This is a genomic window from Kitasatospora sp. NPDC001132 (genome assembly GCF_053598415.1).
Genome location: NZ_JBSFKF010000049.1, coordinates 19048 through 45330, shown reverse-complemented (window position 1 = coordinate 45330; position 26283 = coordinate 19048). Strand labels below are relative to the sequence as shown.

Below are 26283 nucleotides of genomic sequence, written 5' to 3'. Positions count from 1 at the left end.
CACGCTGTTGAGTTCTCAAGGAACGGACGCTTCCTTCGGACCGCCTTCCAGCGGACCCTCCGGGCTTCGTTCTTTCGTGTTTCCAGCTTATCAGATGTTTTCCGCCCCGTTTTCCGGAGGTTCATTCATCGGATTCGCTTTCCGCTTTGTCGCCCCGGTCTCCCGCGGCGACTCCGGAACTGTACGGGGACGGACCCGCCACATGCAAATCGCCCCTGCCCGGGCTCCCGGGCAGGGGCGATCTGTGCTGATCGGTGCCGATCGGAGCCGGCCGGATCAGGGCCGGCCGGAGTCGGTCAGCGGACCTCGGTGATCTCCGGGCCACGCGCGAACGGGTCGAGCGAGGCGCCGCCGAAGCGGTTGTCGCCCTCACCGGCGGCAGCGGCCGCCCCGCCACCGTCGGCGACCATCTGCGCGTCCTCGGGAAGCTTCAGCACGATCGGGTCGCGCGGGGCCATCGGGGACTCGCCGCGCACGACGACCGTCTGGCGGAAGACCTGCTCCAGGATCCCGGCCATCTCCGGCTGCACCGCGGCCTGGCCCGAGATCACACCGCGCAGGAACCAGCGCGGACCGTCGCAGCCGACGAACCGCACCAGCTGCACACCCTGGGTGCCGTCCGGCAGCTGCACGGGGACCTGGGCGCGGAGGTGCCAGCCGAGCGGGCCCTCCTCCTCCTCGATGAGGCCGCCCTGCGAGGTGATGCCGTTGGCGATCTCCTCCCGGACCTCCCCCCAGATGCCCTCCGACTTCGGGGCCGCGAAGGCCTGGAGCTGGATGGCGCTGTTGCCGAGCACGAGGGTGGCGGCCACGATCGCGTCACCGGCGACCTCGACGCGCAGCTCCATGCCCTCGACGCCGGGGACCAGCAGACCCCCGAGGTCGACCCGCCCCTCCTCGGGGTTCTCCAGCTCGGAGTGGTCCCACGGACCGTCCGGCCGCGGGGCCGGCGGCAGGCCGACCTTGTCGGCCGGGTCCAGCTCGGTCACGTTCTCGCTCTCGGCGGAACCTTCGACGTCATCGGCCGTCTCGTCGGCGCTGATGGCGTCGTCGGCGAGCTGCTCGACAGCGTCCTCGCTCTTCTGGCGACGACGGAACACGGTCACTGTCCTTCCCGGTCCAAGACCGATGCGAATACCTGCTCGGCTTCCTGCGAGGCCGCGGGCATGCTAGACCGCGGCGTGGCCGCCGGTCGACCCGAACCCGCCCTCGGCGCGTGCCGACCCAGGCAGCTCCTCCACCTCGTGGAAGCGGGCCTTCTCGACCTGCTGGATGACCAGCTGGGCGATCCGGTCCCCTCGGCGGAAGCTGACCCCCTCGTGCGGGTCCAGATTGACGACGATCACCTTGATCTCTCCACGGTACCCGGCATCGACCGTCCCCGGGGCGTTCACGAGGGCAACGCCGCAACGAGCTGCCAACCCGGACCGGGGGTGGACGAAGGCCGCGTAGCCGTCCGGCAGGGCGATCGCGACGCCGGTGGGCAGCACGGCCCGCTCCCCCGGGGCCAGCTCGGCGTCGACGGTGGTGCGCAGATCGGCACCGGCGTCCCCGGGCTGCGCGTACGCGGGCAGCGGCAGCTCGGGGTCGATGCGCTTGATCAGGACGTCCAGCTGCGGGCGGGGGGTGTCGCTCAAGGGTTCACCTCAAAGGCTCGTGCGCGCTTCATCAGATCCGGGTCGTCGAGGACCTTCTCGATGTCCTCGGGACGACCGTGCGTGGTGAAGTGTTCCAGTTTCACCTGGACGAAGAGGGCCTGGGCGCGCACCGCGACGGGCCCGTCCGGGCCGCCGATCCGCGCCTCGGCGGCGCTGTAGATCTTCCGTCCGTGCACGCCGGTGATCCAGGCGCGCAGGTGCAGCACCGAGTCGACGGGCACCGGGGAGAGGAAGTCGGTCTCCAGCCGGCCGGTCACGGCGGGGGCGTGCAGCAGCCAGTTGAGCGTTCCGAGGGTCTCGTCCATGGCGGTGGTCAGCAGCCCGCCGTGGGCCAGGCCGGGGCCGCCCTGGTGGGCGTCGCGGACGGTGAACTCGGCGGTCACGTCGAGTCCCTCGCCGGCGACCGCGTCGATCCGCAGGCCGCCGGGGTGCTGCGGGCCGCAGCCGAAGCAGTGCTCGTAGTGGGAGCCGAGCCGGGTGCCGGGGGCGGGCGCCTGGGGGTGGCGCTGCGGCAGGACGGCGTCCGGCGGCGGGGTGGTCGGGGTCGGCGGTGTGGCGGGCGCCGGCCGGTCGGTGGGGGTGCTGGGGGCTGTCGTACCGGTCACGGGGTCCAACCCTACCCAGGGGTAGTGGGCCCTCCGGTGGGGGTGGCGTCCCGGGCCGGACGTCAGGGCGACCACAATGGAGGGCATGTACGACGAACGCCTCACGGTGCCGCGTTCCTGGTGGCTGCTCCCGGTCGCGGTGGGTCTCACGCTCGCGCTGATCCTGATCCGGGTCAGTGGTCCGGCCGCGCTGATCGGGCTGGTGGTGGGCATCGCCGCCGGCGCGGTCGCGATCAGCAGCTACGGCTCGGCCCGCATCCGCGTGGTCCAGGGCTCGCTGGTGGCCGGCCCGGCCCGGATCCCGGTGGACGCGCTCGGCGGCGCGCAGGCGCTGAGCCCCGCCGAGGCGGCGGCCTGGCGCGGCCCGAAGGCCGATCCGCGCGCCTTCATGCTGCTGCGCAGCTACGTCCCGACGGCGCTGCGGATCGAGGTGACCGACCCGGCCGACCCGACGCCGTACCTCTATCTGTCGACCCGCTCGCCGATGAAGCTGGCGGAGGCGCTGGAGGACGCCCGGCGCGGCGCCCGCACCTGAGGCGGGCCCGGGCCGGACGAGAGCCGGCCGGCCCCGACACGAGCCGGCCGGAAGGGTCCGGACAAACGGAGAGGGACGGTTCCGCTGCTGCGGGACCGTCCCTACGACTTTGTCCTGACCGGTGTGCCGGCCGACTCCGTCCTCCCGGGCCCGTCCGACCGGACGGTTCCCGGATCTGCCGTCCGGCCCCGCTGCCCGGGGCCGGAAGGAGCGGTGTGCCGGTCCCGCGGGCGCAGCCGCGGGCACCGGGCCCTGTCCGCCGCGGTGCTCAGGCGCCGCAGTCCCGGCAGATCGGGTTGCCGTTCTTCTCGCTGTAGAGCTGGCTGCGGTGGTGCACCAGGAAGCAGCTCATGCAGGTGAACTCGTCGGCCTGCTTCGGCAGGACGCGGACGGCGAGCTCCTCGTTCGAGAGATCGGCGCCGGGAAGCTCCATGCCCTCGGCGGCGTCGAACTCGTCGACGTCGACAGAGCTGCCGCCCTTGTCGTTCCGCCGAGCCTTGAGCTCCTCGATGGAGTCCTCGTTGAGCTCGTCGTCGGTCTTGCGTGGGGTGTCGTAGTCGGTTGCCATTTTTCGCTCTCCCCCTCCGGGTTGTGCGGTGTGTGCGGTATCTCCAGCGCACGTAACGCATGGGGGGCCGGTCTTGTGCCCGACCCGAGGCGGAGATTTTGCCTTACTTCAAGCCCTGTTACTCAATCGACACTCAGCCCGGGCTCCATCGGGGTGATCCCCGGGGCTGCGGAAGGCCTCACGCTGGGCCATCGTCAGTCCTTCCCGAGCCCGGCGAACCGACCACGCACAGTGAGCGCGGCAGCCGCGTGCGTCTGTGGAATCCCTTGCCCACCAGGGATGCCGACCGATCCCGTGGACCGGCCGGCGGTCGGAATCCGGTCACGGACGGCGATCGACACCACTGATGGGGTGATAACTCTCCGAGGTCGCCCGAAATCGTGGAGCGACACGGTGTGAGCTTGGTCACGTTAAGAATCTTCCAGGGCAAACCACGGAAAATCCACCCAGTCCGACCGTTCGGTGCGGCGCCTCAGCCGGCGTTCTTCCGGGCTGCGCGACGCGCCAGCAGGGCGGCCTGGCGCTCCTCGAACTTCCGGGCCTGGCCGTCCAGCCCGTCCAGGAAGACGCCCAGCTCGTTCTGCGCCAGCAGGCCCTCCGGGCCGAGCCCGCCGATCTCCATCACCTTGAGGTGGCGCAGCACCGGCTGGAGCACGTCGTCGTGGTGGATGCGCAGGTTGTACACCCCGCCGAGGGCGATCTGCGCGGCGGCGCGCTCGAAGCCGGGGATTCCGTGGCCGGGCATCCGGAAGTTGGTGACCACGTCGGCGACGGCCCGCATGGCCTGATCCGGGGCGATCTCCAGGGCGGCCTTCAGGAGGTTCCGGTAGAAGACCATGTGCAGGTTCTCGTCGTTGGCGATCTTCGCCAGCAGCTGCTCGCAGAGCGGGTCTCCGGCGTACTTGCCGGTGTTGCGGTGCGCGATGCGGGTCGCGAGCTCCTGGAAGGCCACGTACGCGACCGAGTGCAGCATGCTGTGGGCGTTGTCGGACTCGAAGCCCTCCGACATGTGGTTCATCCGGGCCCGCTCCAGCTCCACCGGGTCGACGGCCCGGGTGACGAGCAGGTAGTCGCGGATCGCTATCCCGTGGCGCCCCTCCTCGGCCGTCCAGCGGTGCACCCAGGTGCCCCAGGCGCCCTCGCGGCCGAACATGGTCGCGATCTCGTGGTGGTAGCTGGGCAGGTTGTCCTCGGTCAGCAGGTTCACCACCAGCGACACCCGGCCCACGGCCGTCACCTGGGACTGCTCGAGCGACCAGGCCTCGCCGCCCAGCACGCCGTCGAAGTCGCGGCCCTGGCTCCAGGGGACGAACTCGTGCGGCATCCACTCCCTGGCCACGCCCAGGTGGCGGTTGAGCTCCTTCTCGACGACCTCTTCGAGGGCGAGGATCAGCCGCGCGTCGGTCCAGCCGCTCGCGACGAGCGGGGAGCTGCTCTGCACAGGGGCGATGGTCACGGTCTTGCTCCTGAGGGGACGGCACGCGCTGGGACGGGCACGGCGCGCTGGATGGGGACACGTCTTTTCGCACCCGACGGCGGGCTGCCGACGGATTCACCTACGGTTGCGTAGGTTACGACACCGTAAGTTGATCGGGCCGGAAATGACAAGCCGCCCCCGCCAGGCCTTATGTCTTCTTGACGGACCTGACGGGGGCGGCTGGAAACGGTCGCCTGCGGAAGGGGCGTTGGACCCTTACGGAGAGGGGATGCGGACCCTCATGGTGAGGCCGCCGCCGGCGCGCGCGGTGGCCTCGATGGTGCCGCCGTGGGCGCGCACCACCGACCGGACGATGGACAGGCCGAGTCCGACCCCCTTGTCGCTGCGGGTGCGGTCGGCGCCCTTGACCCGACGGAACGGCTCGAAGATGTGCTCCAGCTCGTACCCGGGCACCACCGGGCCGGTGTTGGAGACCACCAGCTCGCCGCCGCCGGGCACCGCGGTGGTGGCCAGCTCGACCCAGCCGCCCGGGGAGTTGTAGCGGACGGCGTTCTGCAGCAGGTTGAGCGCGAGCCGCTCCAGCAGCACGCCGTTGCCGGCGGCCACGGCCGGATCGAGCTTCGCGCGCAGCTCGACCTCGCGCTTCTCGGCCTCGCCCCGGGTCTGCTCCAGCGCCCGGGTGGCCACCTCGGACAGCTCCACCGGGCGTCGGTCGGTCAGCGCGTTCTCGCTGCGGGCGAGCAGCAGCAGGCCCTCGACCAGCTGCTCGCTGCGCTCGTTGGTGGCCAGCAGGGTCTTGCCCAGCTGCTGGAGGTCGGGTGAGGCCGCCGGGTCGGAGAGCTGGACCTCCAGCAGGGTGCGGTTGATCGCCAGCGGGGTGCGCAGCTCGTGCGAGGCGTTGGCGACGAAGCGGCGCTGGGAGTCGAACGAGCGGTCCAGTCGGTCCAGCATGTCGTCGAAGGTGTCGGCGAGCTCCTTGAGCTCGTCGTCCGGGCCGTCCAGCTCGATCCGGCGGTGCAGGTCGGAGGAGGCGACGTCGCGGGCGGTGCGGGTGATCCGGCCGAGCGGGCGCAGCACCCGTCCCGCCATCGCGTAGCCCGCCGCGAAGGCGATCACGGCGAGGCAGACCAGCATGGTCAGCGACTTGCGCAGCAGGGTGTTGAGCGCGGAGTCGGAGCGCGCCAGGTAGTCGGCGGCCTGCCACTGGTTGAAGTCCGCGCTGTTCATGTTGCGGACGGCCCCGTCGGGGCTGGTGACCTGGATGTAGTTGTCGAAGCGCAGCTGGCGCGGGGCCAGGTACGAGACGGCGTCCTGGAAGAACACGTACATCAGGAGCAGCAGCACGACGCCGGCCATCAGGAACATCCCGCCGTACAGCAGGGTGAGCCGCATCCGGATGGTGGGGCGGAAGGGCAGCCAGGCGAGCATGCCGTCGCCGGGGACGTAGTGCCCCGGGCGGTGGACGCTCGGCGGGGCCAGGGGCTTCGGCGGGACGGCGCGCGGGCCGCCGGCGGGCGCGCCGGAGGGCCCGCCGGCCGGGGGCGGGGTGGTCATGATGGTCCTCTCGGGGCGTCCGCCGGGGCGGGCGCTCGCGGCGGGGAGTCGCGGGGTGGGCGGACTCCGGTCGTCAGATCCGGTAGCCGGAACCCGGCACGGTGACGATCACCGGCGGGTCGCCGAGCTTGCGGCGCAGCGTCATCACGGTGACGCGCACGACGTTGGTGAACGGGTCGGTGTGCTCGTCCCAGGCCTTCTCCAGGAGCTGTTCGGCCGAGACGACGGCGCCGCCGGCCCGCATCAGCACCTCCAGGACGGCGAACTCCTTGGGGGCGAGCTGGACGGTGCGTCCGTCGCGGATCACCTCGCGCCGCCCGGGGTCGAGCGAGATGCCGGCGCGCTCCAGCACCGGGGGCAGCGGGATGGTCGCGCGGCGGCCCAGCGCCCTTACCCGGGCGACGAGTTCACTGAAGGCGAACGGCTTCGGAAGGTAGTCGTCCGCGCCGATCTCCAGGCCCTCGACCCGGTCGCTGATGTCGCCGGAGGCGGTCAGCATGATCACCCGGGTGGCCAGGCCCTGCTCGACCACCTTGCGGCAGACGTCGTCCCCGTGGACCAGCGGAAGGTCGCGGTCCAGGACGACGACGTCGTAGTCGTTGACCGCGATGCGCTGGAGCGCGGCCTCCCCGTCGTACACCACGTCGACGGCCATCGCCTCGCGGCGCAGGCCGGTCGCGACGGCCTCGGCAAGCAGCTGCTCGTCCTCGACGACGAGAACCCGCACGGTCGTTGTCCCTTCTCCAGGCCGGCCCCGGAAGCGGACGCACGGCTCCGACGGTGCCTCCATCCTGCCTGGTCCGGCGGTAAAGCAGCGATAAGCTGCCCCACGGGCACGGCCCCCGGGTCCCCGGTGGTGACCGTTCGCATCCGCACCACTCCGCTTGGACTGTGACACAGGCAACTTTCTTCCGCCGGGAGGTTTCCCGGCCTCGGGGGCGGGGAGGACAGCTGCACACCCGCGATCTGGCTGACGGCCGGTCGCACCCACCCGCCGTGCGTTCATCCGCGCCGGCCCTGGGGCTGGGACATCACCGGCAGCGGTCCGTGGCCGCTCCGCACCCCGTCCGGAGATTCACCACCTTCCGGCTTGGGTGCTTTCACCGGCTGGACCTCCTCAGGGCGGAGAGCGCACGACCGTGCACGTCCGACACAGTAAGGGGGCCCGTATGGACGCCTTCAAGGCCGGAATCCTGCAGCGCATAGCCAACGCCGAGCAGGACCTGCACCGAGCGATCGAGGCCGGGGACGAGTTCCTCGCCGAGGTGGAGCAGTCCGAGCTGGACGACCTCCGCCGACTCGCCGCCGAGCACGGCGTGGACACGGTGCTGGAGCGCCACCGCACCGCTGCCTGACCCGTCCGGCACACCGACCCGTCGCCGGATCTCCGGCACCAGCGGCCCTGCGGGGGCCGTGCGAAACCCAGGCCCTGACATCCCCCGTGTGTCAGGGCTCTTCGCATGTCCGGTTCCGCCGCGCCGCGCCCGTGGTCCGCGGGCGGGCGCGGCGGAACCGGTCAGTCCGCCCAGGCGCGCAGCGCGGCCAGCCGCTCCTGGAGCGGCTCGTACACCCCGGGGGCGGCGGCCACGGTCAGCTCGCCGTCCGGGCCGTGCCCGGGGCGGCCGCCGACCAGGGCGCCGGCCTCGGTGGCGATCAGGCAGCCGGCGGCCCGGTCCCAGGGGGCCAGGCCGCGCTCGTAGTAGCCGTCCAGCCGCCCGGCGGCGACGTCGCACAGGTCCACTGCGGCCGCCCCGCCCCGGCGGACGTCCCGCACCTCCGGCATGAGCGCCAGCAGCACCTCGGCCTGCCGGACCCGCACCGACTGGACGTAGTTGAAGCCGGTGGCGATCAGCGCCTGGCCCCACGGCGGGGCCGGGCGGACCGAGAGCGGGCGGCCGCCGAGGCGGGCACCACGGCCCAGGACGGCGTGGAACAGCTCGCCGCGGACCGGGGCGTACACCACGCCGACGACCGCCCGGCCGTCCACCTCGGCGGCCACGCTGACCGCCCAGGAGGGCAGCCCGTAGAGGTAGTTGACCGTTCCGTCGAGCGGGTCCACGACCCAGCGGACCCCGCTGGTGCCCGGCCGCTCGGCGCCCTCCTCGCCGAGGTAGCCGTCCTCCGGGCGGCGGTCAGCGATCAGCTCCAGGACGAGCTTCTCGGAGGCGAGGTCCATCTCGGTGACCACGTCGACCGGGCTGGACTTGGTGCCGGCCACGCCGAGGTCGGCGGGCCGGCCGTCGCGCAGCAGGGCGCCGGCCTGCCGGGCCGCGTCCAGGGCGACCTCCAGCAGGTCGTCGAGGAGCCGGTCGTCGGGCAGGGCGGGGGTGGGCACGGGTTCTCCTCCGGGGCGACGGGACAACGGGACGACGGGACGACGGGGCCCGCGGGACGGACGGGGCCGGCAGGTCCGGCGGGACGGACAGGACGGGCGGAGCCGGCGGTCAGCGCTCGGCGACGGCCGGACGCGGGGCGCGCGGGTTGGGGCAGCAGGCCACCGCGCACACGTCGTGGCTGGGGCCGAGGGTGCCGAGGGCGCAGCGGGTCACCGGCTCGCCGCGCTCGGTGGCGGCCCGCTCCAGGACGAGCTCGCGCACCGCGGCGGCGAACCGGGGGTCGGCGCCGACGGTGGCGGCGCGGGCCACCGGCAGGCCGAGTTCGGCGGCCTTGGCGACGGCCTCGGTGTCGAGGTCGTACCTGACCTCCATGTGGTCGGAGACGAAGCCGATCGGGACCATCACCACGGCGGGCGCCCCGTCGGTCCGCTGGGCCTCCAGGTGGTCGCAGATGTCGGGTTCCAGCCACGGGATGTGCGGGGCCCCGCTGCGGCTCTGGTACACCAGCTCCCACGGCCGGTCGGCCACGCCGGTGCGCTCGGCCACCGCGGCGGCGATCAGCCGGGCCACGTCCAGGTGCTGGGCGACGTACGCGCCGCCGGGCTCGCCGCGGGCCGGGTCGTCCGGGGCGCCGGAGCTCTCGGCCATGGTCTCCGGGATGGAGTGGGTGGTGAACGCCAGCCGGGCGCCGGGGCGGACGGCCTCGGCCAGCCGGTCCAGGGCGGCCAGGGTGGCGTCGATCATGGGCTGGACGAAGCCGGGGTGGTTGTAGAAGTGCCGCAGCTTGTCGACCCGCAGGGCGGGCGCGCCCTCCTCGGCCAGCGTGGCCAGCGCGTCGGCCAGGTTCTCCCGGTACTGGCGGCAGCCCGAGTAGCCGGCGTAGGCGCTGGTGGCGAGCACGGCGATCCGGCGGTGGCCGTCGGCGGCCAGCTCGCGCAGGGCGTCGACCAGGTAGGGCGCCCAGTTCCGGTTGCCCCAGTAGATCGGCAGGTCCAGCCCGTTCTCGGCGAAGTCCTTGCGCAGCGCGGCGAGCAGCTCGCGGTTCTGCCCGTTGATCGGACTGACCCCGCCGAACATGAAGTAGTGCTTGCCCACCTCCTTCAGCCGCTCCTTGGGGATGCCGCGGCCGCGGGTGACGTTCTCCAGGAACGGGACGACGTCCTCGGGGCCCTCGGGCCCGCCGAAGGACAGCAGCAGCAGGGCGTCGTACGGGGCGGCGCCGGACGGTGAGGGATTGCGCGCGTCGGACATGGCACCGATCCTGCCACTGAGGGGGCGGGTGCCGTCCCCGGGGCCGCGCGGGCGTCCGGAAAATACCGTTTGCCAACGTACGTAAGCTGTGTTTGCCAGGCTTGTTCCTTACTCCCCCCTGCCCGGAGCTCCCGTGCTGTCCAGCTACCGCCAGATATTCGCCTCCCCCGGCACTCTGGCCTTCTCCTCCACCGGCTTCGTCTCCCGGCTGCCGATCTCCATGACCGGGATCGGCATCGTGACCATGCTGTCCCAGCTCCGAGGCTCCTACGGGGTGGCGGGCCTGGTCTCGGCCTGCCTCGCGATCTCCGCCGCGGTCCTCGGCCCGCAGGTCTCCCGCCTGGTGGACCGACACGGCCAGCGAAGGATCATCGTCCCCGCCATGGCGATCACCGTCGTCGCGGTCACCGGCCTGCTGCTCTGCGCCCGCCTGGAGGCCCCGGACTGGACGCTGTTCGTCTTCGCCGCCGGCATGGGCGTGATGCCGAGCACCGGCGCGATGGTCCGCGCCCGCTGGGCCCACCTCTACCGCGAGGACACCGGCAAGCTGCACACCGCCTACTCCTTCGAGGCCGTGGTCGACGAGGTCTGCTTCATCGTCGGCCCGATCCTCTCCATCGGCCTGGCCACCTCCGTCTTCCCCGAGGCCGGCGTGCTGCTGGCCGGGATCTTCCTCGCCGTCGGCGTCCTGCTGTTCGCCGGGCAGCGCTCCACCGAGCCGCCGATCCACCCGGCCGCCCGGCACGAGGGCGGCTCGGTGATCCTCAACCGCGGCCTCCAGGTGCTGATCGTGACCTTCGTCGCCACCGGTGCGATCTTCGGCTCGGTCGAGGTGGTCACCGTCGCGTACGCCGAGGCCCAGGGCCACAAGTCGATCTCCAGCGTGATCCTCGCCCTGTGGGCGCTCGGCTCCTGCCTGGCCGGGGTGGTCTTCGGGACCCTCAAGCTCACCGGTTCGATGGCGGTGCGCTTCCTCGGCGGCGTCCTGTTCATGGCCGTCAGCATGGTCCCGCTGCTGCTGGTCGCCCACGCGGTGCACGGCATCGGCGGACTGGTCGCGGTCGGCGCGGCGCTGCTGATCGCCGGCATCGCCATCTCCCCCACCCTGATCACCGCGATGGCCCTGGTCGAACGGCTCGTCCCGGCCTCCCAGCTGACCGAGGGCATGACCTGGACCACCACCGGCCTGGCCCTCGGCGTCGCGGTCGGCTCCTCGGCCGCCGGCTGGGTGGTCGACGCCTCCGGCGCCGCCGCGGGCTACTGGGTGCCGCTGGCCGCCGGCCTGCTCGGGGTGGTCGCCGCCCTCGCCGGCCTCGGCCGGCTGCGCGCCGGACTGGCCGCCGCACCCGGCGTCGAGACGGCCGTCCAGGAGGCCGAACGGACCGTAGACGCCGAACGGTGAACTGACTAGTCTCTCGCCCTACCCACGGGGCTACCTGTGGGTAGGGCGGCCGCGCCGCCCCCGACCGCGCCGACCCGTTCGGCCACGGAGCAGGAGGCAGCGCAATGCCCCAGGCCAGCACCGCGACCCCCACCCGGTGGACCAACTGGGCCGGCAACCAGAGCGCCCGGCCCGCCCGGGCCGCCGCCCCCGGCACCGTGGAGGAGCTGGCCAAGGAGATCCTGCGGGCCGCCGAACAGGGCCGCACCGTCAAGGCCGTCGGCTCCGGCCACTCCTTCACCTCGATCGCCTCCGCCGGTGACGGCGTCCAGATCCGCCCGCACGCGCTCACCGCTGTCCGCGGGATCGACCGCGAGGCCGGCACCATCACCGTCGAGTCCGGCCTCCCGCTGCACCGGCTCAACCGGGTCCTCGCCGCCGAGGGCCTCTCGCTGACCAACATGGGCGACATCGAGGTCCAGACCGTGGCCGGCGCCACCAGCACCGGAACCCACGGCACCGGCCGCGACTCCGGCTCGCTGGCCGCCCAGATCCGCTCCCTGGAGATCGTCCTCGCCGACGGCACCGTCCGGCACTGCTCCCCCACCGAGAACCCCCGGCTCTTCCAGGGCGCGCGGCTCGGACTCGGTGCCCTCGGCGTGATCACCGCGCTCACCTTCGGCGTCGAGCCCGCCTTCCTGCTCACCGCACACGAGCAGCCGATGGGCTTCGACGAGGTGCTGGAACGCCTGGACGACCTCACCGCCGTCAACGAGCACTTCGAGTTCTACTGGTTCCCGCACACCGACCGCTGCTCCACCAAGCGCAACAACCGCAGCCAGGGCCCGGCCGCCCCACTGCCCCGGTTCAAGGAGTGGCTGGAGGACGACTTCCTCTCGAACACGGTCTGGGAGGGCGCCTGCCGGGTCGGCCGGCGCTTCCCCGGCTCGATCCCCTCGATCGCCTCGCTGGCCAGCCGGGCCTGGTCCGAGCGCAGCTTCACCGACACCGCGTACAAGGTGTTCACCAGCCCGCGCAAGGTCCGCTTCGTGGAGATGGAGTACGCCGTGCCGCGCGCGGCCGTCGGCGAGGTGCTGCGCGAACTGAAGGCCCTGGTCGAGCGCTCCGGCTGGAAGGTCAGCTTCCCGGTCGAGGTGCGCTTCGCCCCCGCCGACGACCTCTGGCTCTCCACCGCCTCCGGCCGGGACAGCGCCTACATCGCCGTCCACCTCTACCGGGGCACCGCCGACCAGGGCTACTTCACCGGCGTCGAACAGCTGATGACCGCCCATCAGGGACGGCCGCACTGGGGCAAGCTGCACACCCGCGACGCCGCGTACCTGGCCGGCGTCTACCCGCACTTCGCCGACTTCACCGCGCTGCGCGACGAGGTCGACCCGCAGCGGGTGTTCGGCAACGACTACCTGCGCCGGGTGCTGGGCGCCTAGCGCCTACGGCGTGTCGGCGGCCGGCGGGGCCTTCGCGGGTTCGTTCGCGGGCTCCTTCACCGGATCCCTCGCCGGGTCCTTCGCCGGCGCGTCGCCCGACGCCGGCGGCTGCGGGCTCGCCCCGCCGGTGGGCCTGCCGCCACCCGCCGACGGGGAGGCGCCGGCCGACGGGGTCGCGCTCGGGCCCGCCGAGGGCGAGGCCGACCCCGCGCCGGTGCCCGGCGTGTCGCCCGGCTCCCGGCTCGGCCCGGTGGTCGCCGGGGCCGAGGTGCCGCCGGACGGCGCGCCGCCCTGGCCGGGCCGGCCGCCCGGGGAGGGTCGGTCCGCCGGGGCGTCCTGCGGCCGGGAGGACTTGGGCGCCACCGAGCCGCCGAAGGACGTGCCGCTGCCGGATCCGCCCTTGACCGTCGCCGACACCGGCTGCCCGGTGGCGAGTTCGAACGCCAGGATCGGCGTCATCGCCAGCACGAAGACCAGCCCGGACACCGCCGCGTACGTCTTCCAGCCCCACCGCCGACGCGCCCGGACCACCTGCGGCTCGTTCCACTCCGAGGTGATCACCGGCGGCTGCGCCCGCGTCCCGGGCCGCTCGGCCTCCACCGGCACCTGGCGCAGGGTGTTGGCGGCCTGGTTCGGCCCCCGGTCCACCGCCTCGCGCAGCTGCTCGCCGGTCCGCTTGAAGATGTGCTGGAACACGGCGCTGCCGGTGGTGGCGCCGACACTCACCACGGCGGCGCCCAGGATCGTGCCGTACACCCCCAGTTCGGAGGCCAGCAGCGCACCCACCACCGTGGCCAGCGCACTCGCCGCGACCTGAGCCACACTCAGATCGATGCGCCTGCGCTCCTCCTTGGCCTTGCCGCCCTCCTCGGCGGGGCTCCGCTCCGGCATCAACATCCCTCGGTCCATGCGACTGTTCTTCGAACAAGACTCTCCATCTTGCCCAAAGAAGGACACAAGGGGCGAAAATGCGGTTCTTCGCACCGGGATTGTGTGAAGATGATCACCGTCCATCCGGCAGTGGTCCGCCATTGGGGGAGCGCGCTCTTGAGATTCCCGTGAATCGCGGGAGACTTGAGCGGCGAGCCGCCCCTCTGGATGCCACGAATGGAGTACTGTTCGTAAAGCCCGAGCCTTGGGTCGACTTGTCGACTACGTCTACACCGGTAGCTTGACGGGGAGCCACGGAACGGGCACGCACGGCGACGCCCGTCCCGGATCGTCGCGTTCACTGCGCGTGCGAGGACGGCCGGGACACCCAGGCGCGACGTCGACGGATGGCGTGGCAAAAAGGCAACCGTGCCACAGCGGCGTGCGCGGGCGTAAGCCCGACACGCCGGGGAACTCAGCAAGGTTGTGGCCAGTCGCGAGTGGGCAGGCCACACTCAGTACGGGAGCAGCGACGCAGGTGACGTCGGCAGGCACCACCCGGGAGGTAACCGTGCCCGAACTGCGGGTTGTGGCCGTCAGCAACGACGGCACACGGCTGGTGCTCAAGGCTGCCGACAGCACGGAGTACACCCTTCCCATCGACGAGCGGCTGCGCGCCGCCATCCGCGGCGACCGGCCGCGCCTCGGCCAGATCGAGATCGAGGTCGAGAGCCATCTGCGCCCCCGGGACATCCAGGCCCGGATACGAGCCGGTGCCTCCGCCGAGGAGGTCGCCCAGGCCGCCGGGATCTCCGTCGACCGCGTCCGCCGCTTCGAGGGCCCGGTGCTCGCCGAGCGCGCCTTCATGGCCGAGCGCGCCCGCAAGACCGCCATCCGCCGCAACGGCGAGTCCCCCGGACCGCAGCTCGGCGAGGCCGTGGCCGAGCGGCTCGCGCTGCGCGGCGCCGAGAAGGACACCGAGCGCTGGGACTCCTGGCGGCGCGACGACGGCACCTGGGAGGTCATCCTCTCCTACCGGGCCGACGGCGAGGGCCGCAGCGCGTCGTGGACGTACGACCCGCCCCGGCGCCTGGTCCAGCCCAACGACGACGAGGCCCGCGCGCTGATCGGCGAGAACGTCGAGCGCGAGGAGGAGTCGGTCTTCCCGTTCATCCCGCGGATCGCCCGGCTCCCCCAGGACCGGCCGCCCCGCCCGATGATCGACCGGCCCTCGGCCGACCGCATCATGTCGGCCCGCGAGGTCCGCGAGTCGCGGGAGGCCACCGCCGAGTCCCGGGACTCGCTGACCAGCCTGCTCGACGTGGTCCCCGCCTTCCGCGGCGACCTCGCCGTCGGCGCCCCCGCCTCGATCGAACCGGTACCCGCCGAGGTCGCCGAGGACGGGGAGGAGCCGGCGGCAACGGCCGCCCCGGCGGTCGGCGCGGGCTCGGCCTACGCCGACATCCTGATGCCGCGCGCCGTCGCCCCGCACCGCGAGCGCCTGGTCGGCACCACCGACCGGCAGGCCGAGGCGGACGGCGTCCGGCCCGGGCGCCGGGCCACCGTGCCCAGCTGGGACGAGATCGTCTTCGGCAGCCGGCGCAAGAAGCAGGAGTAGCAGGACGCCGAAGGGGCGGGAGGCCGGGCCTCCCGCCCCTTCGGCGTACCCGGGGATCAGCCCGGCTGCCCGGTGACCGCCACCGGGCGCGCCTCGTCGCTCGACCACTCGCTCCACGAGCCCGGGTACAGCGTGGCCGGCAGACCCGCCACCTCCAGCGCCAGGATCTGGTGCGCCGCCGTCACGCCCGAACCGCAGTACACCGCGGTCTCCCGCTCCCCCGCGCCCAGCGCCCGGAAGCGGGCGGCCAGCTCGGGCGCCGGCAGGAACCGGCCGTCCGGGCCCACGTTGTCGGCCGTCGGCGCCGAGACCGCGCCCGGGATGTGCCCGGCCCGCGGGTCCACCGGCTCGGCCTCGCCCCGGTAGCGCTCCCCGGACCGGGCGTCCAGCAGCAGGCCTCCGCGCGCCCAGGCCGCGGCACCGTCCCCGTCCACCGTCGGCAGCTGCCCCGGCACCGGCTTGAAGTCGCCCTCCGCGGGCTCCGGCAGCTCGGCCGTCACCGGCAGCCCGGCCTCCCGCCAGGCCGCGAAGCCGCCGTCCAGCACCCGCACGTCCCGGTGCCCGGCCCAGCGCAACAACCACCAGGCCCGGGCCGCCGCCATCGAGGCCGCGCCGTCGTACACCACGACTGGGCGCCGCGCGCTCACCCCGAAGCGGCGCATCGCCGCGCCGAACCCCTCCGGGTCCGGCAGCGGGTGGCGCCCACCCCGGCCGGGGGCGCCGGGCGGGGCCGCCAGGTCCCGGTCCAGCTCGACGAAGTGGGCGCCCGGCAGGTGACCGGCCCGGTACTCCTCGGCTGCGGTCGGGCCGCCCGGTGCGGCGCCGACCAGCTGGTAGCGCACGTCCAGCAGCACCGGCGGCAGCGCGGAGGCCAGCGCCTCCCGCAGCCCGGCCGCGGAGATCAGCGGGGAACCGTCGTTGTAGGTGGTGGTCATGGCGGCCATTGTCGCGCAGCGCGGGTGTCCGGCGGCGGGACATCCGGCTCCCCGCCGTGGTCCGACCGCCGAAAGCGGGGCATCCGGCTCGCAGCCGTGGTCCGACCGCCGGAATCCGACGGAATCCGCAGCGACACGCCCGAACCACCGCTCTTTGTGGGGTCTTTGCCGGACTTTCCGCGCGGCCCGAGGGTTGGGCGCCCGCCAGGGTGGAAGCATCACCCTCGCGCCCGAGGATTTCCGTGCGCCAACCACCCACGAGGAGGCCCGCATTGCCCGCGGTGGAACTCCGACTGGCCCAGGGCACGCCCTGCTGGGTCAGCCTGCTGACCGATGACCTGCCCGGCGCCCGCGCCTTCTACGGCGCCCTGCTCGGCTGGACGTACACCCCCGGCCCGGGCCAACTCGGCGACTACGTCCGGGCCGAGCTCGACGGGGCGCCGGTGGCCGGCCTCGGCGTCTCCACCGCCACCGGCTTCCCGGTGCAGTGGACCACCTACTTCGCCGTCGACGACGCCGACCGCACCGCCCAGCTGGTCCGCGCGTGCGGCGGCACCGTCGCCGTCGGGCCGCTCCAGGCCGAGCGTGCCGGGCGGATGGCCATCGCCTCCGACGTCTCCGGCGCGGTCTTCGGCCTCTGGCAGGGCGAGGAGCACCTCGGCCGGGAGGCCGGGCGCGAACCGGGCGCCCCGGCCTGGGCCGAACTGCTCACCCCCGACGCGCCGGGTGCGGCCACCTTCTACGCCACCGTGCTCGACCGCCCGGTCCGCTCCACCCCGGAGGAGAGCGCGCTGCTGGTACACGGGCAGCCGGTCGCCGGCATCCGGCACCGCGCCGAGCTGCGCGGCCACCCGCCGCGCTGGCGCACCCACTTCGCGGTCCACGACGCCGCGCTGACCGCCCGGCGCACCGTCGAACTCGGCGGCCGGGTCCTGGTCGAACCGCAGGACACCGCCCGCGGCCGCGCCGCCCGGCTGGCCGACCCGCAGGGCGGGCACTTCTCCGTACTGGAGGTGCTCCCCTAGATCCCTGGACGGCTCCGGCTGGACCCGGGACGGCTTCGGATCCCGGGCCCGCGGTGGGCTCAGGCCTGCTGCTCCTCGAAGGGCAGCACGTCCGGGGAGAGCACCGAGGCGCGCGCAGTCGCGGCGGTCAGCCGGCGGCGGTGGTGGCGGCGGCACAGCACCTCGTAACCGACCTCGTCCCGGGCCACCGAGATGTCGCCGATCACCACCTGGGCGCCCTCGACCACCATCACCCCGCCGACCGTCCGGGCGTTGTGGGTGGCCCGCGCGCCGCACCAGCACAGCGCCTCGACCTGGAGCACCTCCACCCGGTCGGCCAGCTCGATCAGCCGCTGCGAGCCGGGGAACAGCCGGGTGCGGAAGTCCGTGGTGATGCCGAAGGTGTAGACGTCGATGTCCAGTTCGTCCACCACCCGGGCCAGCTGGTCGACCTGCTCGGCGGCGAAGAACTGGGCCTCGTCGCAGATCAGGTAGTCCACCCGGCCGCCGGCCGAGAGCCGGTGCACCACGTGGGCGTGGAAGTCGAAGTCGTCCGTCACCTCGACCGCGTCCGCGCGCAGGCCCAGCCGGCTGGAGATCGTCGCCGCGCCCGCCCGGTCGTTGCGGGTGAGGATCACGCCCTGTCGGCCGCGCGCGGTGTGGTTGTGGTCCATCTGCAGCGCCAGCGTCGACTTGCCGCAGTCCATCGTGCCCGAGAAGAACACCAGTTCAGCCATGGGTGGAGCAAGGGCCTTTCAAATCAGGGGAGTTCGGGCACAGAAGAGTCAAGTGAGCGGATCAGCCGCGGATTTCGAGCAGCGGCACGAACTGCTCGACCGGAGTCATCGAACCATGCAGACCGATCATCGCGGACTCGCCGGGCTCGTTGCGGGAGGCGACGATCGCGATGTCGTCGCGCGCCGCGGCGACCACGTCGCCGATCCGGGCGTACACCCGGTCGTCCACCACCGGGCCGAACCAGCCCGCCGCGATCGCCTGGTCCCGGGTGGCCACCCACATCCGGTCGCCCAGCACCTCGCTCCACACCGTGTGCACGTCGGCCGCCGCCCCCGGCACCGCGTACACGTGCCGGGCCCGGCCCTCGCCGCCGAGCAGGGCGACACCGGCGCCCAGCTCCCAGTCCTCGTCGAAGTCGATCCGGTCCTCCGGCGCGATGTCGATCATGCCGTGGTCGGCCGTCACGTACATCGCCGAGCGCGGCGGCAGCTGCTCGGCCAGCCGGCGCGCCAGCCGGTCCACCGCGTCCAGCGTCATCCGCCACTCGTCCGAGTCCACCCCGAAGCGGTGGCCCGCGCCGTCCAGCTCGCTGACGTAGGTGTACACCAGCGCCCGGTCGTGCTCGGCCAGCCAGGCGGCCGCCTGGTCCATCCGCTCCTCGCCCGTGGTGCGGCCCATGAAGGTGCCGCCGGACAGCGCCACCCTGGTCAGCGGGGTCTGCGCGAACAGCGGGGACGAGACCTGCGCCGTCGCCACCCCGGCCTCGTGGGTGCGCTCGAAGACCGTCGGGTACGGCTGCCAGGCGTGCGGGTCGGTCGGCGGCTGCCAGCGGAGCTGGTTCATCAGGTAGCCGGCGCCCGGCACCGCCACGGTGTACCCGGCCAGGCCGTGCAGGCCCGGCGGCGTACCCGTGCCCACCGAGGCCAGCGAGGTCGCCGTGGTGGACGGGAAGCCCGCGGTCAGCGGACGGCCGCTGCCCCCCAGCGAACTCCCGGCGAGCGAGGACAGGAACGGCGCGTACTCGGGGTGGCGCAGCAGCAGCTCCCAGCCCAGGCCGTCCACCAGGAACACCACCACCCGGTCCGCCGGGGCGATCGGGAGCGTCGCGGTGAACCCGGGAACGCCGAGCCCCGCCGCCACCGAGGGCAGCAGGTCGCAGAGCGAGCCGCTGCCGTACGGGGGCGCGGGGGCCGTGGCCGGGTCGAGGATCTCGAAGGCGTCGAAGCCGTCGGCAGGAACGAAGGACATGGAACCGGATTCGTAGCGGGCGGAAACGGCGGCGATCAGACGGCGGCGGTCAGACGGCGGCGGTCAGACCCGCGGGCCGTTGTTGATCGTCGCGTCGGACAGCGCCCGGGCGAACACCAGCGCCTGGGCCACCGTCTCCGGGCCGTCACCGGCCTCGCTCACCCGCAGCGAGAGGTCGTCGGCCGTGGCGGAACCGGTGTAGCCGTGGTCCGCCTCGCAGTTCGGGTCCGAGCAGCCGGCCGGCTCCAGGTCCAGGCGCTGCACCGCGCCCCAGCCGATCGTCAGCACCACCTCGCGCGGCAGGGTGCCCGGGGTGTACGTCTCCGGGTTGGCCACCATCCGGCTCACCACGACCGAGCCGATCCGGTCCAGTCGGACGCTCTCCGTCGACGTCGTCGCGAACGGCACCGCCGGGCTGCCCTCGGCGCCGGACTGCTCGTCGGTGTGGCTCACCACGAACCGGGTCGGGGTGAGCACCAGCACCGTCACGTGCCGACGCACCTCGTTGGCGTCGAAGGTCGTCTCCTGGTGCACCAGGTAGGAGCTGATCGGCTCCGGGCCCACCGCGGACTCGACCGCCTCGGACACCAGGGCCGGGTAGTAGCCGCTGCGCTCGATCGCCGAGCGCAGGTCCTGAGTGGTGGTGGTACCGGTCTTCGCCATATCTCCATCCTGGCATGGTCCGCCGACGAAGCGGGCGGCACGGCGCCGAGCTTCGGACAACAGCGCCCGGGCAGGGCGCAACCAAGGAAGGTTACAGCGTGCTCATGGCGCGCGGACCCAGATCGCTGCGGACCGGCAGTGGTGCGACCCGCACCCGCGCCCCCAGGATCGCCAGTCCGTGCGGGGCCACGACCACCGGTTCGAGATCCACCGAGGCGATCTCCGGCACGTCGTCCACCAGCTGCGACACCCGCAGCAGCAGCTCCTCCAGCGCGTCGGTGTCCACCGCCTCGGCCCCGCGCCAGCCGAACAGCAGCGGCGCGGCCCGGACCTCCCGGATCAGCCCGGCGACGTCCTGGTCGGTGGCCGGAACCAGCCGGTGCGCGGTGTCGCCCAGCAGTTCGGCCGGGGCGCCCGCCAGACCGAAGGACAGGATCGCGCCGACCGCCGGGTCCACCGTGGCGGCGATCACGGTGTCCACCCCGCGCGGTGCCATCCGCTGGACCACCAGGTCGGCCGGCGCGGCGCCGCCGAGCAGCGCGTCCAGCTCGCGGTGGGCGCGGCGCAGGCCCGCCTCACCGGTCAGGTCCAGCCGGACGCTGCCCAGGTCGGGGCGGTGGCGCAGGTGCGGGGCGGTCGCCTTCAGCGCCACCGGGTAGCCGAGCGTCCCGGCGGCCCTGACGGCGGCCTCCTCGTCCGGGGCCGGCAGCACCGGCGAGACGTCGATCCCGTAGCGGGCCAGCAGTTCCTGCGCCTCGGCCTCGGACAGGGTGATCCGGGCGCCGCCGGGCTGGGTGCGCAGCACGACGGTGCGGCGCGTAGCGCCTCGGGCAAGGGTGGTGGTGGGCGACGGGCGGGCGGCGGCCCGGGTGCTCAGCGCCGCCTCCACCAGCCGGCGGGCGCCGGGCTCGTCGATCCGGTCCAGCTCCGGGACGCGTGCCGTCTCCTCCGCCTCGGCCGTACGGCGGCGCCACTGCGCGTAGTGCACGGCGTGGGCGAGGGCGTGCACGGCCCGTTCGGGCGCCGCGTACGCGGGGATGCCGCCGGGGCGCAACCGGGCCGGCAGGTCGGTCAGCGCCAGGTGGGTGAGCAGCAGCGGCTTGCCCAGCTCCCGGGCGCGGTGGCCGGCGTCGAGGAGGGCGGCGGCGATCTCCGGGTCGTCCGAGCCCATCGCGGGGTCGTCCTCGCCGGTCAGCCGGCCGCCCATGAAGGCGTGGGCGGAGGTGCCGATCGGCGGGATGGCGACGGCGATCACCGCGTCCACGGCCGGGTCGGCGAGGGCGACGTCCAGGGCGATCCGGAAGTTCTCGCCGGTCGCGGCGGTGGTGAGGTCGACGGGCGTGCGCGGGCGCAGGCCGGCGCTCAGCAGCGCGTCGTAGGTGAGCAGGCCGAGCGAGTCGGAATTGCCGACCACCGCGACCCGGTTGCCCGGCGGCAGCGGTTGCTGGGCCAGCAGCTCGCCGGTGTCGTACAGCTCGGTGATGGTCGACACCCGGGTGACGCCGGCCTGTTCGAACAGCGCGTCCACGGTGGCGTCGCGCAGACCGGTGGCGGTGGCGGGGACGGCGTGGCCGGGCGGCAGGCTGCCGGTGTGCCGGGCGCCCTTGACCACCACGACCGGCTTGACGGCGGCGAGGCGGCGGGCGATCCGGGTGAACTTGCGCGGGTTGCCGAAGGACTCCAGGTACAGCAGCACCACCTGGGTGGCCTCGTCCTCGGCCCAGTACTGGAGGAAGTCGTTGCCGGAGACGTCGGCGCGGTTGCCGACCGACGCGAACGAGGAGACGCCGAGGCCGCGCTTGTGGGCGGCCTCCAGCAGGGCCACACCGATCGCGCCGGACTGGCAGAAGATCCCGAAGCCGCCGCGGCCGGGCAGCCGTGGGGCGAGCGAGGCGTTCAACGGGCGCTGCGGGTCGGTGTTGATCAGGCCGAAGGCGTTCGGGCCGATCACCCGCATGCCGGCCGCGCGGGCCTGACGGACCAGCGCGCGCTGGCGGTCCCGGCCCTCCGAGCCGGTCTCCGCGTAGCCGGCGGTGACCACCACCAGGCCCTGCACCCCGTGGGCGCCGCAGTCGGCGACGGCGGCCGGGACGGCGCCCTCGGGGACGGCGATCACCGCGAGGTCCACCGGCCCGGGAATGTCCAGAATCGAACGGTGGACCGGAACGCCGTCCAGCTCGGTGCCGGGTACGGCGTTGCGGTTCACCGCGTACACCGGGCGGTCGGCCCGGGCGTCGTCGCCCAGCAGGTCGCGCAGGATGGCGCGGCCGACGGTCTGCGGGGTGCGGGAGACCCCGATCACCGCCACCGAGCGCGGGGTGAGCAGCCGCTGCACCGAACGTGCCTCGGCGCGGTGCTCGCGGGCGCGCATCACGGCGAGCGAGCGGTCGGTCTGTTCGAGGTCGAACTCCAGGTGCACCACGCCGTCGGCGAAGCTGCGGTGCTGGGTGTAGCCGGCGTCGGTGAAGACCTTCACCATCTTCCGGTTCTCCGGCAGCACTTCGGCCTGGAAGCGGCGGATGCCGCGCTCCTGCGCGACCGCCGCGATGTGCTCCAGCAGGGCGGAGGCCACGCCGCGGCCCTGGTGGGCGTCCTGCACCAGGAAGGCCACCTCGGCGTCGGTGCCGGTGTCGGAGGGACGGCCCTCGGCGTCGATCCGGTCGTAGCGGACGGTGGCGATGAAGCGGTCCCGGACCACCACCGCGAGGCCGACCCGGTTCACGAAGTCGTGGTGGGTGAAGCGGCGGACGTCCTTGTCGGAGAGCCGCGGGTAGGGGGCGAAGAACCGGAAGTACTTGGACTGGTCCGACACCTGCTCGTAGAACTCCACGAGCCGTCCGGCGTCGTCGGGCGTGATCGGACGGATCCGGGCCGTGCCTCCGTCGCGCAGCAGGACGTCCGCTTCCCAGTGCTGCGGGTAGTCGGGTTGCTCGGGGCTCGCCACCGCGGGGTCTTCCACATTCGTCAGGTTATCCGGCAATGAGCCGGATGGCGCCGGACGCGTGCCCACGGCAGGGTGGACAGGACCATCGACCGGGTTTTATGCCCCGAAAAGAAACAATCACAACTCCTGAACGCAGCGGTTCCCAGGGGCCACCTGCGTGCAACACTGGTCTAGACAACATGGCCGCTTCCCCCGCTCCCCCGAGCACGGCCGTGACCAGCTTCACCGGAAAGGCACGTCTCATGGCTGAGCGCCGCGTCACCATCGGTTGGGCCGAGGGCCTGCACGCCCGTCCCGCCTCCGTCTTCGTCCGGGCCGTCACGGCCACCGGCGTGCCGATCACCATCGCCAAGCCGGGCGGCAATCCGGTCAACGCCGCCTCCATGCTCGGCCTCCTCGGCCTGGGCGCCCAGGGCGGCGACGAGGTCATCCTCGCCTCCGACGCCGAGAACGCCGACGACGCCCTCGACCGCCTCGCCAAGCTGGTCTCCGAGGGCCTCGACGAGCTCCCCGCCGCGGTCTGAGCTCGCAACACCCACCCGATCGGGGTGCCGCCACAGTGTGGCGGCACCCCGATCGGCTTTCGGTCTCAGCCCTTCACGCAGACGACCTGCTTGAGGTGCGCGACCACCTCGACGAGGTCCTTCTGCTGCTCGATGACCTTCTCGATGTTCTTGTAGGCACCCGGGATCTCGTCCACCACGCCGCCGTCCTTGCGGCACTCCACGCCCTTGGTCTGCTCGACCAGGTCCTGGGTGGTGAACCGCTTCCTCGCCGCGTTGCGGCTCATCTTGCGGCCGGCGCCGTGCGAGGCGGAGTTGAACGACGCCGCGTTGCCCAGGCCGCGGACGATGTAGGAACCCGTCCCCATCGAGCCCGGGATGATCCCGAGGTCCCCGGAGCCGGCCCGGATCGCGCCCTTGCGGGTCACCAGCAGGTCGACGCCGTCGTACCGCTCCTCCGACACGTAGTTGTGGTGGCAGCTGATCACCTCGTCGAAGGCGACCTCCGCCTTGGGGAACTCCCGCCGGACGACGTCCTGGAACAGCGCCATCATCACCGCGCGGTTGTGCTTCGCGTACTCCTGCGCCCAGAAGAGGTCCTGGCGGTAGGCCGCCATCTCCGGGGTCTTCGCGAGGAAGACGGCCAGGTCCTGGTCGATCAGGCCCTGGTTGTGCGGCAGCGAGCGGGCGGTGCTCATGTGGTGCTCGGCCAGCTCCTTGCCGATGTTGCGGGAACCGGAGTGGAGCATCAGCCAGACCGCATCAGTCGTATCGACACACAGTTCTATGAAGTGATTTCCTCCGCCGAGCGTGGCCATCTGCTGCATCGCCCGCTCGCGGCGCCACCTGACGTCCTCCGCGATGCCGTCGAAGCGCCGCCAGAAGTCGTCCCAGCCCGTCGCGCGGAAGCCCTGCAGCTTCGCCGGGTCGACCGGGTCGGTGTGCAGGCCGCGGCCGACCGGGATGGCCCGCTCGATCTCGCGGCGCAGGCCGGAGAGGTCGTCCGGGAGGTCCTCGGCGGTGAGCGAGGTCTTCACCGCGCTCATGCCGCAGCCGATGTCGACGCCGACGGCCGCCGGGCAGACCGCGTCCTTCATGGCGATGACGGAGCCGACGGTGGCGCCCTTGCCCAGATGGACGTCGGGCATCACGGCGAGGCCGTGCAGCCAGGGCAGGGAGCTGATGTTGCGCAGCTGCTGCAGGGCCTGGCCCTCGACCGTCGCCGGGTCGGTCCACATCCGGATCGGCACCCGGACGCCGGGCACCTCGGTGTACGTCATGGTCGAACGACCTCCAGAGGTCGGGAAGTTCACGTGAGGATGCTGCCGCGCGTGGAATCCCGGCGCGGCTCGGGGAAGTTCAGGGGGTGGGGCTCAGCGGCCCAGGGCGACGGGACAGGGGGAGTACGGCCGTGGGGAGCGTCGTATGACTCGCTCGACCCGCATGGTGACCGCCTCCCTTCCTTCGTCGCCGGTTCGCACGTGCGGTGCGCCGGGGAACATCTATCCACGGAACGGGGGCGGCCCGCAACGGATTTAACAACGCGTCCGGCCCGGCGGAGCGGGTGCTCCACCGGGCCGGACGGGGATCCGACGGACGGATCAGCTGACGACGGTGACCTCGCCGATGCCGAGCGCCCGCACGTCGTCGGCGATCACGGCGGCGTCGCCGACCAGGACGGTGACGAGGCGGTCCGGCGGGAAGGCCGCGACGACCGCCTCGGTGGCGGCGGCGGTGGGCAGTTCGGCGAGCTGCCGGTAGACCTCGGCCTGGTAGTCGTCCGGCAGGTGCTGCTCCACCTGGTCGGCCAGGGTGCCGGCGACCGAGCCCGCGGTCTCGTACTTCAGCGGGGCGACGCCGACCAGGAACTGCACGGCCTCGTCGCGCTCGGCGTCGGTGAGGCCCTCGGCGGCGAGGGTGCGCAGGATGGTCCAGGTGTCGGCCAGCGCCGGGGCGGTGGAGGCGGTGTCCACCGAGCCGCTGATGGCGAGCATCGCGCGCCCGCTGCCGTCGGCGGCCGAGCGCAGCGGCTGGGCGAAGGCCCGCACGCCGTAGGTGTAGCCCTTCTCCTCGCGCAGGACGCGGTCGAGGCGGGAGGTGAGGGTGCCGCCCAGGCAGTAGGTGCCGAGGATCTGGGCGGCCCAGAGCGGGTCGTGGCGGTCGGGCCCGATCCGGCCGATGAGCAGCTGGGTCTGGACGGAGCCGGGGCGGTCCACGATGACGACGCGGCCGCGGTCGTCGCCGGTGACCGGGGCGTGGGCGGACGGCTCGGCGGCCGCCGCGGTCCAGGTGCCGAGGGTGCTCTCCAGCAGCGCGGGCAGGTCGACGCCGGTGAGGTCGCCGACGACCACGACGGTGCTGGTCGCGGGGCGCACATGGGCGTCGTAGAAGGCCTTGACGGCCGCGCGGTCGATCGACTTGACGGTGTCGGCGGTGCCGGCGCGGGGCCGGGAGAGCCGGTCGGCGGCGTCGAACAGCTCGGCGTACAGGGCCTTGGCGGCGCGCCGGGCGGGATTGGCCTGCTCGTGGACGATCTCGTCCAGGCGGTTGGCGACCAGCCGCTCGATCTCCGCCTCGGGCAGGGCGGGGGCGCGCAGGGCGTCGGCCAGCAGGGACAGGCCGCGCTGGAGCCGGGAGGCGGGGACCTCCAGGGAGATCCGGATGCACGGGTGGTCGGCGTGGGCGTCGAGGGTGGCGCCGGCGCGCTCCAGCTCGGCGGCGAACTCCTCGGCGCTGAGGGTGTCGGTGCCCTCGCTGAAGGCACGGGCGAGGATGCCGGCGATGCCGTCGAGGCCGTCGGGCTCGGCGGCGAGCGGGGCGTCGAGCAGCACCTCGACGGCGACCAGCTGCTGGCCGGGCCGGTGGCAGTGCAGGACGGTGATGCCGTTGCCGAGGGCGGCCCGCTCGGGGGCGGGGAAGTCCCAGGGGCTGGGCGTGCCCGGCTGGGGCTGCGGGTGGAAGGTCATGGCGGGGACGTAGTCGGTGC

General features: G+C 73.3%; 23 protein-coding genes and 1 pseudogene. 7 read left to right on the top strand and 17 right to left on the bottom strand.

Features of this window, described 5'->3' with window-relative positions:
- Positions 1-296: 296 nt before the first annotated feature.
- The 3 genes and pseudogenes from ACWDBE_RS36820 to ACWDBE_RS36810 form a co-directional block, all read right to left on the bottom strand.
- Positions 297-1100: a DUF3710 domain-containing protein gene (locus tag ACWDBE_RS36820; protein WP_449793399.1), complete on the bottom strand. Its 804-nt coding sequence runs from the start codon at positions 1098-1100 to the stop codon at positions 297-299.
- Positions 1101-1102: 2 nt separating this feature from the next.
- Positions 1103-1637 (bottom strand): annotated as a pseudogene (gene dut / locus ACWDBE_RS36815) (dUTP diphosphatase).
- Positions 1634-2263 carry a PaaI family thioesterase gene (locus ACWDBE_RS36810; RefSeq protein ID WP_449793400.1) on the bottom strand — a complete coding sequence of 210 codons (630 nt, stop codon included), beginning with the start codon at positions 2261-2263 and terminating at the stop codon, positions 1634-1636. The pseudogene dut and the gene ACWDBE_RS36810 overlap by 4 nt, the downstream one beginning before the upstream one ends.
- An 85-nt stretch (positions 2264-2348) precedes the next feature.
- On the opposite strand from ACWDBE_RS36810, the gene ACWDBE_RS36805 reads away from it, so the two are divergent.
- Positions 2349-2798, top strand: a complete 450-nt coding sequence (locus ACWDBE_RS36805) for a DUF3093 domain-containing protein (RefSeq protein ID WP_402416375.1) — start codon at positions 2349-2351, stop codon at positions 2796-2798.
- A gap of 268 nt (positions 2799-3066) precedes the next feature.
- Here ACWDBE_RS36805 and ACWDBE_RS36800 read toward each other — a convergent pair whose 3' ends face one another.
- From ACWDBE_RS36800 to ACWDBE_RS36785, 4 genes are all read right to left on the bottom strand, one after another.
- Positions 3067-3366 carry a DUF4193 domain-containing protein gene (locus ACWDBE_RS36800; RefSeq protein WP_030285479.1) on the bottom strand — a complete coding sequence of 100 codons (300 nt, stop codon included), beginning with the start codon at positions 3364-3366 and terminating at the stop codon, positions 3067-3069.
- 472 nt (positions 3367-3838) lie between these two features.
- Positions 3839-4822: an acyl-ACP desaturase gene (locus ACWDBE_RS36795; RefSeq protein WP_449810145.1), complete on the bottom strand. Its 984-nt coding sequence runs from the start codon at positions 4820-4822 to the stop codon at positions 3839-3841.
- A 237-nt stretch (positions 4823-5059) separates the two neighbouring features.
- Positions 5060-6358 carry a sensor histidine kinase gene (locus ACWDBE_RS36790; protein ID WP_449793402.1) on the bottom strand — a complete coding sequence of 433 codons (1299 nt, stop codon included), beginning with the start codon at positions 6356-6358 and terminating at the stop codon, positions 5060-5062.
- Positions 6359-6431: 73 nt separating this feature from the next.
- Positions 6432-7085, bottom strand: coding sequence for a response regulator transcription factor (locus ACWDBE_RS36785; RefSeq protein WP_030057689.1), 654 nt, complete (start codon positions 7083-7085; stop codon positions 6432-6434).
- Between the two features lie 442 nt (positions 7086-7527).
- Between ACWDBE_RS36785 and ACWDBE_RS36780 the strand changes: the two genes are divergently transcribed.
- On the top strand, positions 7528-7713 hold the full coding sequence (locus ACWDBE_RS36780) for a hypothetical protein (protein WP_030057688.1): 186 nt from the start codon (positions 7528-7530) through the stop codon (positions 7711-7713).
- Positions 7714-7874: 161 nt separating this feature from the next.
- On the opposite strand, the gene ACWDBE_RS36775 is transcribed toward ACWDBE_RS36780, so the two are convergent.
- Both ACWDBE_RS36775 and ACWDBE_RS36770 read right to left on the bottom strand, forming a co-directional pair.
- Entirely contained in the window at positions 7875-8693 is an 819-nt protein-coding gene (locus ACWDBE_RS36775) for an inositol monophosphatase family protein (protein ID WP_449793403.1), read from the bottom strand.
- A gap of 109 nt (positions 8694-8802) precedes the next feature.
- Positions 8803-9945 carry a ferrochelatase gene (locus ACWDBE_RS36770; RefSeq protein WP_449810144.1) on the bottom strand — a complete coding sequence of 381 codons (1143 nt, stop codon included), beginning with the start codon at positions 9943-9945 and terminating at the stop codon, positions 8803-8805.
- A gap of 133 nt (positions 9946-10078) precedes the next feature.
- On the opposite strand from ACWDBE_RS36770, the gene ACWDBE_RS36765 reads away from it, so the two are divergent.
- Both ACWDBE_RS36765 and ACWDBE_RS36760 read left to right on the top strand, forming a co-directional pair.
- Positions 10079-11347, top strand: a complete 1269-nt coding sequence (locus ACWDBE_RS36765) for an MFS transporter (protein ID WP_449810143.1) — start codon at positions 10079-10081, stop codon at positions 11345-11347.
- Between the two features lie 104 nt (positions 11348-11451).
- The gene (locus tag ACWDBE_RS36760) at positions 11452-12774 is read left to right on the top strand and encodes a D-arabinono-1,4-lactone oxidase (RefSeq protein ID WP_449793406.1); all 1323 of its coding nucleotides are present in this window, start codon (positions 11452-11454) and stop codon (positions 12772-12774) included.
- Positions 12775-12777: 3 nt separating this feature from the next.
- On the opposite strand, the gene ACWDBE_RS36755 is transcribed toward ACWDBE_RS36760, so the two are convergent.
- Entirely contained in the window at positions 12778-13665 is an 888-nt protein-coding gene (locus tag ACWDBE_RS36755) for a hypothetical protein (RefSeq protein ID WP_449793407.1), read from the bottom strand.
- Positions 13666-14182: 517 nt separating this feature from the next.
- On the opposite strand from ACWDBE_RS36755, the gene sepH reads away from it, so the two are divergent.
- A complete protein-coding gene (gene sepH / locus ACWDBE_RS36750; RefSeq protein WP_449793408.1) occupies positions 14183-15262 on the top strand; it encodes a septation protein SepH in 1080 nt (359 codons plus the stop codon).
- A 56-nt stretch (positions 15263-15318) separates the two neighbouring features.
- On the opposite strand, the gene ACWDBE_RS36745 is transcribed toward sepH, so the two are convergent.
- A complete protein-coding gene (locus tag ACWDBE_RS36745) occupies positions 15319-16197 on the bottom strand; it encodes a sulfurtransferase (protein ID WP_449793409.1) in 879 nt (292 codons plus the stop codon).
- Between the two features lie 281 nt (positions 16198-16478).
- Between ACWDBE_RS36745 and ACWDBE_RS36740 the strand changes: the two genes are divergently transcribed.
- Complete coding sequence (locus ACWDBE_RS36740) at positions 16479-17222, top strand: VOC family protein (RefSeq protein ID WP_449793412.1); 744 nt, start codon at positions 16479-16481, stop codon at positions 17220-17222.
- A gap of 59 nt (positions 17223-17281) precedes the next feature.
- On the opposite strand, the gene ACWDBE_RS36735 is transcribed toward ACWDBE_RS36740, so the two are convergent.
- The 4 genes from ACWDBE_RS36735 to ACWDBE_RS36720 all read right to left on the bottom strand — a co-directional run bounded on the left by ACWDBE_RS36735 (position 17282) and on the right by ACWDBE_RS36720 (position 22809).
- Positions 17282-17938: a thymidine kinase gene (locus ACWDBE_RS36735; RefSeq protein ID WP_392883724.1), complete on the bottom strand. Its 657-nt coding sequence runs from the start codon at positions 17936-17938 to the stop codon at positions 17282-17284.
- 61 nt (positions 17939-17999) lie between these two features.
- Positions 18000-19187 (bottom strand): alkaline phosphatase family protein, encoded by a 1188-nt coding sequence (locus ACWDBE_RS36730; RefSeq protein WP_449793410.1) that lies wholly within the window; start codon positions 19185-19187, stop codon positions 18000-18002.
- 63 nt (positions 19188-19250) lie between these two features.
- A complete protein-coding gene (locus ACWDBE_RS36725; protein WP_392883721.1) occupies positions 19251-19850 on the bottom strand; it encodes a DUF5998 family protein in 600 nt (199 codons plus the stop codon).
- Positions 19851-19941: 91 nt separating this feature from the next.
- The gene (locus ACWDBE_RS36720; protein WP_449810142.1) at positions 19942-22809 is read right to left on the bottom strand and encodes a bifunctional acetate--CoA ligase family protein/GNAT family N-acetyltransferase; all 2868 of its coding nucleotides are present in this window, start codon (positions 22807-22809) and stop codon (positions 19942-19944) included.
- 227 nt (positions 22810-23036) lie between these two features.
- Between ACWDBE_RS36720 and ACWDBE_RS36715 the strand changes: the two genes are divergently transcribed.
- Positions 23037-23318, top strand: a complete 282-nt coding sequence (locus ACWDBE_RS36715; RefSeq protein WP_359817494.1) for an HPr family phosphocarrier protein — start codon at positions 23037-23039, stop codon at positions 23316-23318.
- A gap of 65 nt (positions 23319-23383) precedes the next feature.
- On the opposite strand, the gene ACWDBE_RS36710 is transcribed toward ACWDBE_RS36715, so the two are convergent.
- On the bottom strand, positions 23384-24577 hold the full coding sequence (locus ACWDBE_RS36710; RefSeq protein WP_449810141.1) for an RtcB family protein: 1194 nt from the start codon (positions 24575-24577) through the stop codon (positions 23384-23386).
- Positions 24578-24898: 321 nt separating this feature from the next.
- Entirely contained in the window at positions 24899-26263 is a 1365-nt protein-coding gene (locus tag ACWDBE_RS36705) for a M16 family metallopeptidase (RefSeq protein ID WP_392923950.1), read from the bottom strand.
- Positions 26264-26283 lie beyond the last annotated feature (20 nt).